This is a genomic window from Ruoffia halotolerans, from assembly GCF_014049385.1.
Classification (GTDB): domain Bacteria; phylum Bacillota; class Bacilli; order Lactobacillales; family Aerococcaceae; genus Ruoffia; species Ruoffia halotolerans.
Genome location: NZ_JACAOA010000011.1, coordinates 68,355 through 74,948 on the forward strand (window position 1 = coordinate 68,355; position 6,594 = coordinate 74,948).

At 36.0% G+C, this 6,594-nt stretch carries 10 protein-coding genes; 7 read left to right on the forward strand and 3 right to left on the reverse strand.

Going from position 1 to position 6,594, the window contains the following annotated elements; translation table 11 throughout:
- Positions 1-34 precede the first annotated feature (34 nt).
- The gene (locus tag HW423_RS05660) at positions 35-1,303 is read right to left on the reverse strand and encodes a BaiN/RdsA family NAD(P)/FAD-dependent oxidoreductase (protein ID WP_218930966.1); all 1,269 of its coding nucleotides are present in this window, start codon (positions 1,301-1,303) and stop codon (positions 35-37) included.
- 51 nt (positions 1,304-1,354) lie between these two features.
- Positions 1,355-1,915, reverse strand: a complete 561-nt coding sequence (locus tag HW423_RS05665) for an ECF transporter S component (protein WP_218930967.1) — start codon at positions 1,913-1,915, stop codon at positions 1,355-1,357.
- 163 nt (positions 1,916-2,078) lie between these two features.
- Between HW423_RS05665 and HW423_RS05670 the strand changes: the two genes are divergently transcribed.
- Together HW423_RS05670 and HW423_RS05675 are read left to right on the forward strand one after the other, a co-directional pair.
- Positions 2,079-2,483 carry a hypothetical protein gene (locus tag HW423_RS05670; protein WP_218930968.1) on the forward strand — a complete coding sequence of 135 codons (405 nt, stop codon included), beginning with the start codon at positions 2,079-2,081 and terminating at the stop codon, positions 2,481-2,483.
- Between the two features lie 40 nt (positions 2,484-2,523).
- On the forward strand, positions 2,524-2,928 hold the full coding sequence (locus HW423_RS05675) for a hypothetical protein (protein WP_218930969.1): 405 nt from the start codon (positions 2,524-2,526) through the stop codon (positions 2,926-2,928).
- Between the two features lie 25 nt (positions 2,929-2,953).
- On the opposite strand, the gene HW423_RS05680 is transcribed toward HW423_RS05675, so the two are convergent.
- Complete coding sequence (locus tag HW423_RS05680) at positions 2,954-3,484, reverse strand: transcription repressor NadR (protein WP_218930970.1); 531 nt, start codon at positions 3,482-3,484, stop codon at positions 2,954-2,956.
- 190 nt (positions 3,485-3,674) lie between these two features.
- Here HW423_RS05680 and rplM point away from each other — a divergent pair, with 190 nt between their 5' ends.
- The 5 genes from rplM (at position 3,675) to HW423_RS05705 (ending at position 6,538) form a co-directional block, all read left to right on the forward strand.
- Positions 3,675-4,118, forward strand: a complete 444-nt coding sequence (gene rplM / locus HW423_RS05685; RefSeq protein WP_218930971.1) for a 50S ribosomal protein L13 — start codon at positions 3,675-3,677, stop codon at positions 4,116-4,118.
- A gap of 15 nt (positions 4,119-4,133) precedes the next feature.
- Positions 4,134-4,526, forward strand: a complete 393-nt coding sequence (gene rpsI, locus HW423_RS05690) for a 30S ribosomal protein S9 (protein WP_218930972.1) — start codon at positions 4,134-4,136, stop codon at positions 4,524-4,526.
- A gap of 306 nt (positions 4,527-4,832) precedes the next feature.
- Positions 4,833-5,237 carry a VOC family protein gene (locus HW423_RS05695; protein ID WP_218930973.1) on the forward strand — a complete coding sequence of 135 codons (405 nt, stop codon included), beginning with the start codon at positions 4,833-4,835 and terminating at the stop codon, positions 5,235-5,237.
- Positions 5,230-5,814, forward strand: coding sequence for a TetR/AcrR family transcriptional regulator (locus HW423_RS05700; RefSeq protein ID WP_218930974.1), 585 nt, complete (start codon positions 5,230-5,232; stop codon positions 5,812-5,814). The genes HW423_RS05695 and HW423_RS05700 overlap by 8 nt, the downstream gene beginning before the upstream one ends.
- A complete protein-coding gene (locus tag HW423_RS05705) occupies positions 5,807-6,538 on the forward strand; it encodes a DNA alkylation repair protein (RefSeq protein ID WP_218930975.1) in 732 nt (243 codons plus the stop codon). Before HW423_RS05700 ends, HW423_RS05705 begins: the two co-directional genes overlap by 8 nt.
- Positions 6,539-6,594 lie beyond the last annotated feature (56 nt).

Below are 6,594 nucleotides of genomic sequence, written 5' to 3' on the forward strand. Positions count from 1 at the left end.
TATCTTCCTGACGCTTTTTTGAATGTGAAATTTTTTAAGCAAAGCTTCCCCAAGCAGCATATTGACCTGCAATCGTTCCAGTAACAAAAGCAGCTGTAATATTATAGCCACCTGTATAGCCGTTAATATCTAATAACTCACCGCAGAAGAATAAGCCTTGCATGAATTTTGATTCCATTGTTTTGGGATCAACTTCTTTTGTCGACACTCCGCCACCAGTCACAAAGCCTTTTTCAATCGGTTGTGAACCCGTTGCCGTTAATGGGAAGGTTTTGACTGTCTCCCATAAAGCATCCACTTCACTGTGGACAAGTTGTTTATAAGGTTTCGTTGCATCGATATTTGCTAGAAGGCAAACAACTTCTGCCATTCGCTCCGGCATCCACTGTTTTAGAATATTTGTTAATTGCTTTTCACGCGCTTCTTCAGCGGTTTGCTTCATCTCTTCTAAAGTTTCATTTGGTGCTAAGTCAATCGATAAATGACATAACTCTTCACCCGTTGCGTGTAAGTATTGGTTCACGTGCCCACTACAACGCAGAATGGCGGGTCCTGAATAACCAAAGTGTGTAAAAATCATATCCATTTGATGATTCACAATGGCTTTTTCACCCACCGGCCCATTCCAAACTGTAACGTTCACATCGCGCAGTGACACACCTCGGAGTAATTTTTCCGAAATAATTCGATCATCGGATAAGAGGGGCGCCTCTGTTGGATATAAACGCTCAATGGAGTGGCCAGCTTTTTTTGCCCAAGCATAAGCATCTCCGGTTGCGCCCGTTTTTGGATAAGCGCGACCACCAGCAGCAAGTATAATTGAATTCGCTGTGATTGTCTCCCCAGCAACGGTCGTCAAGCCTTTTACTCGCTTCGTCTCGCGGTCATAAATTAATGAATCAACCGGATCTTTCATCCGAATTGTTACGCCTAAGTCATTGATAATATCCACTAATGTATCTAAAATCGTACGGGCACGGTCAGTCACAGGGAACATGCGTCCATGATCTTCCTCTTTTAATTCCACACCTGCTTGATTGAAGAATGCTATAATATCTTCCTGATCAAACTGATTTAAAGCACTATATAAAAATTTACCATTCCCAGGAATGTGTGTGATTAGATCCTCACGCGTCGTCCGGTTCGTAACATTACAACGACCGCCGCCTGATAAAAGCAATTTTCGTCCTAATTTAGGATTTTTCTCGATTAATAAAGTGCGTGTCCCTTGTTGAGCGGCGTTAATAGTTGCCATTAAACCGCTTGATCCGCCCCCAATAACGATTACATCATAATCTGTCATATGTTCACCTACTTCTATATATTTCTTGGTCATTATAACAGAAAATATTTATTAAAGTTCGATTTGTGCAAAATTTAAGCGCGTACGTTTCTCAAGAGTCTTAGTAAATTGATAACTGATTTCAAAATCAATCATCCCGTGAATTAACGTTCCTAGCCCCACTAAGATGATTAAAGTAAATATAAAATTGTCTGACGTCGCGCTCACGCCAACTGCAGTTAAGAGATAAACCACAATCACTTCGGCAATCGCATGAATTAAATTTACTAAGAAACTAAAGAGCGTTCGTGACTTTACGTTTACTAAAGTGTTAGATAGTTTCTTCAAATATAGCGCACCGACTGTCGCGAAAATAATATGCGAAAGGGCACGAAGAACAATCGTGATCGGGAAGCCAGCTGCAACGAAACCTAAAGTAGTCCCAACAGCAACAATGGCTGCAATCTTTGGTGAGCGGAACATAGCCATAACAATTGGGATATGACTTCCAAGTGTGTATGAAGCAGGGCCTAAAATAATTTTGATAGGCATAATCATAGGAATTAAGATACCCAGTGCCGTTAATAAACTTGCAATCACTAAATCGCGGGTGTTTTGTCTTTGTTGTGTCATGATGATTCTCCTCGGAAAGTTTTTCGTCATTATATCGTAACTGGACGCCATATGTCAAGACACCTGTAAAGTGGTGGAGATGAATAAAATATTCCCTTGAATCAAAATGCTTTATATTCTTATTAGAGAAGGGTATACTATATATAGAAAAGGAGTGATGTTCATGCCACAATTAGCTTATGAACCATTAACGGAGCCGACTTTAACATGCGAAAAAGTATTTTCAGTTCAACCTATTTTTTCCAAAAAACAAATTCAAAAGCTTTACGATCAGGCATCAATTAGTCAGGTAGCTATTGGACATGTCATCTCACTAGATGAAGAACATATTATTCTATTAACTTCAGATGAACCCGAAGAGAATCCAACAGTTACCCAACATTTACTTGAAGATTTACAATTTGAATTAGGGAAGCTAGTGAAACGTGAACCATCATCCGACATTGTAAAAAGACAGCAAAGACTAATCAATAAATACGATCGAATTATTGATGCGATTGAAGCTTTACCAGAAACGAGCGACGAGGTCGTTAATCGTGATTTAATTGCTGAAAAATTATCATGTTAATAAGCTGATAAAAACCAAGCAAAAGGAGCGATATATATAATTGGAACAATTAACTTATGAGGGGCAAGCGAATTCAAATTTAGCTTGTGAACTTGGCTTTCAAAAGAGAAATGTTAAATCAAAAGCACAACTACAAAATTTTTATGACCAAATTTCTAGAAACAATTCGGCAGCAGGACATATCCTAGGCTTAGGTACAGCCCAAGTCATGTTAATGATTGAAGATGCACCAGAAGGTGAAGCAACGGCTCGCCAGCATTTATTAGAAGATTTACAAAGAGAATTACAAAAGCAAGTTGACCGTGAACCAACCGTGAGTGGTGTCAAACGACAACAACGTTTAATTAACCGCTATGCAAATATTTTAGAAGCGATTGAAGCTCTGCCAGAAACGATTGAAGACGCAGAATTTGAAGAATTAACCGTTTCAAGTGTTCACGATTAGACAAAAAACCGCCTCAAGGCGGTTTTTAATTTTCCGAAAGTAAGATACCTGCAGCTTCCAAACTCGCTTTAATTTGCTCGAATTCTTTAATTGAAGGGGTTGTAATGGTATGGATATGAATTCCATTCGTTAAAGTACTCAACAATTCACCTTCATGCTGCGACATTTGCTGAATAAATTCTTGAATGTCATCATCTGTATTTATTTGAAGTGACGCCTTTAAGACACCATATACAGGATGCTCTACTTCAACATCTTCAATGGCTCCACCTGCGTCAACAATAATTTGAAGTTCTTCCTCTGTTTGTTCGGCAGAATGAAGGCAAGCTAACTTACCGCGGTAACGGCCAGATGCAGCTGCTTTCATCGCTGAAGCAAGAAGGTAACCTTGATTGGTCGCTATAATTTCGATATTTCGAGCCCGTAGCAGGGCAATATCCCCTACAATAATTTGTCTACTAACTGCAAATTTACTTGCCAACTCTGTTGCCTTTATTGGCGCCGATGCTTCTTCCAGTATTGATACGATCTGGTCACGTCTATCCATTGCTTTCATAAGCCTTCCTCCAATCAAATATTTAATAGTAGTATACCACATAGAATATTTAAAATAATTGCCGGAACTTGCTTGACTAATTGAAGTGTTTCATAGTACAATAACTGACGGTATTGTTTACCACCACTATAGAGCCCCGGAAACTCAATAGTAATGTAAACAACTAGATTTATAAATGGAGGAAAATAACGTGCGTCAAACATATATGGCTAAGAAAAATGAAACTGAACGCAACTGGGTAGTTGTAGATGCAACTGATATCCCATTAGGGCGTCTATCAACTGTAGTGGCTTCAATCTTACGTGGTAAAAACAAACCAACTTATACACCACATGTAGATACTGGAGATTTCGTAATCGTAATCAATGCTGAAAAAGTTGCATTAACAGGTAAGAAAGCAACTGACAAAATGTACTACCGTCACTCAGGTCACCCAGGTGGAATCAAATCTACTACTGCTGGTGATTTACGTGAAAACAAACCTGAACGTTTAATCGAATTATCTGTAAAAGGTATGATTCCTGATAACCGTTTAGGACGCAAACAATTAACTAAATTACACGTCTATCGTGGTGCTGAGCATGGACATGCTGCTCAACAACCAGAAGTATTAGACATCACAAACTTAATTTAAGGAGGGAAAATTTAAATGGCTAAAGCAGAATACTTAGGTACAGGTCGCCGTAAAAACGCATCAGCTCGTGTACGTTTAGTGCCAGGAACAGGTGTATTCAACATTAACAACAAATCACTTGAAGAATATATCCCATTCCCTCACTTACACGAAGTAATGAAACAACCATTTGCAGCTACAGAAACGTTAGGTAACTACGACGTTTTAGTAAATGTTCACGGTGGTGGAGTTTCAGGTCAAGCAGGAGCAATCCGTCACGGTATCGCTCGTGCATTATTAAATGTTGATCCTGACTTCCGTCCAACATTAAAATCAGCAGGTCTACTGACTCGTGACCCACGTATGGTTGAACGTAAAAAAGCAGGACGTAAAAAAGCACGTAAGAGTGCACAATTCTCAAAACGTTAATATTTATATATTATATGTTCAAGACATCTTCCAATTGGAGGATGTCTTTTTTTTTTTTTTGATTAACTTTTACTAAATTTCCTATCAATTCGAAAAACGTTGCTGAAGCCGTAGGAACAAAGTGACGTACGGATTCAGTACAAGGGTGAGAGAAGCGAACCGTTGATCCTCTGTATCAATGTTTCAAACACCATTTTGTTTACACTCATGGATGTATTTAATTTTAAGAAATAAAAGTTAATAACACTTTACATACATACAGAATGTATGTATAATAAAAATATAAATAACATGGAGGTATATATTATGATAAAGGATAGCTTTTACCCGGTTCTATTAACCAAAGATGTACAGGGAGATTCGAGGTTTTATGAAGAAAAATTAGGTTTTAAACCAACATTTACCAGTGATTGGTATATAAGTTTAATAGATGAAAGTAACAATGAATTAGCAATCTTAGATTACTCCCATGAAACTATTCCAGCAGGATATGGAACTATATCCAAAGGTATTATTTTAAATGTTGAAGTCAAAGATGTAGATGGATTGTATGCTAAACTTTCAGAAGACAATGCTGTTAATATATTATTGGATATTAGAAGTGAAGATTTTGGGCAAAGACACTTTATTATTGAAGCACCAAATAAGAATATGATTGATATTATTACAAATATTCAATCTAGTGAAATTTTTAAAAATAATTATGAATAAGAAAGAGCTGTCATCAAGAGAAACAAGAAAATTAATAATAGATAAATCAAGAGAACTGTTTATATCTGATGGATTTAATAATGTATCATTAAATCATATAGCAGAATCATTAGGTATGACTAGGGGAGCATTATATCATCATTATAAGAATAAAGAAGATATTTTTATTAATGTATTAGAAGAGGTACAAAAAGAAGTTGCGGAATATATAGAGAAGAAGGCATTAGAAGAAGATGATCCGTGGGAGCAATTAGTTTATGGGTGTATAGCTTTTGTAAGAAAAGCTACAGAAGAGGATGTTGTAAAGCTATTATTAATTGATGGGCCAAGTGTTATTCCTTGGTCTAAGTGGAAAGAAATGGATAATAACAATTCTACTAAGACTTTAATTGAGCAACTAGATATACTGAGAAGAAATAATCTCTTAGATAACTTAAATATAAATCACTCAGCGCATTTAATTTCAGGTGCATTAAATGAGTTAGCAATTTATATCGCTTCCGGTAATACTATTAGTAATGAAGAGATGGAATCATGTATAACCAATTTGTTAAGGGGATTCAAATGTAATGGCTAAAAAGCTTAAAGAATATTATGACTTAGTTTATATTGAGTTCCTATCTGATAAAATTATTGAAGTTTATCCTGAATTTAATAAAGAAAAATTTAAAGGATTATCTTATCCAGAGATAAACTCATTAGAGTTTGGTGATAGACAAACATTGCTAGCAAATAATTTGAATTTAGTTATGGAATTACCATATAGTAAAGTGCTATCAATTTTCAGTAAAGTATTAGGACCTGAATTAGAAGATAATTCGGGGACTTTTTCTCAAGGATACTGGCTTTGGCCAATAGGTAAATACGTAGAACTGTTCGGAGCTAATTACTTCAAAGAAACAACGAATTTTACTAAAGAACTTACCAAGTGCTTTACAGCTGAATATTGTATGAGACCTATTTTGAAGAAATACCCAATTGAGACACTAAATTTACTTGAGGAGTGGAGTAGGGATACCAATTTGCGTGTCAGACGGTTAGCAAGTGAATGTGTTCGAATTAGGCTACCTTGGGCAAAAAAAATAGATGTTGGATTAACTTATTTTGAAGAATTCTATAAAATATTAGATAACCTGAAAAATGATCCTGATAAATATATACAAAAAAGTGTTGCTAATAATTTAAATGATCTATATAAAGAATCTCCTGATAAATTTGCTATAGTAATTCAAAGATGGAAAAAGAACCCTTCGGATGAATGTCAATGGATTATGAAACATGGATCGCGAAATGTTCAATAATTATATTATAAATATTCATAATATAATTTGACAAGAAATGGCTCTTTGTCAAATAA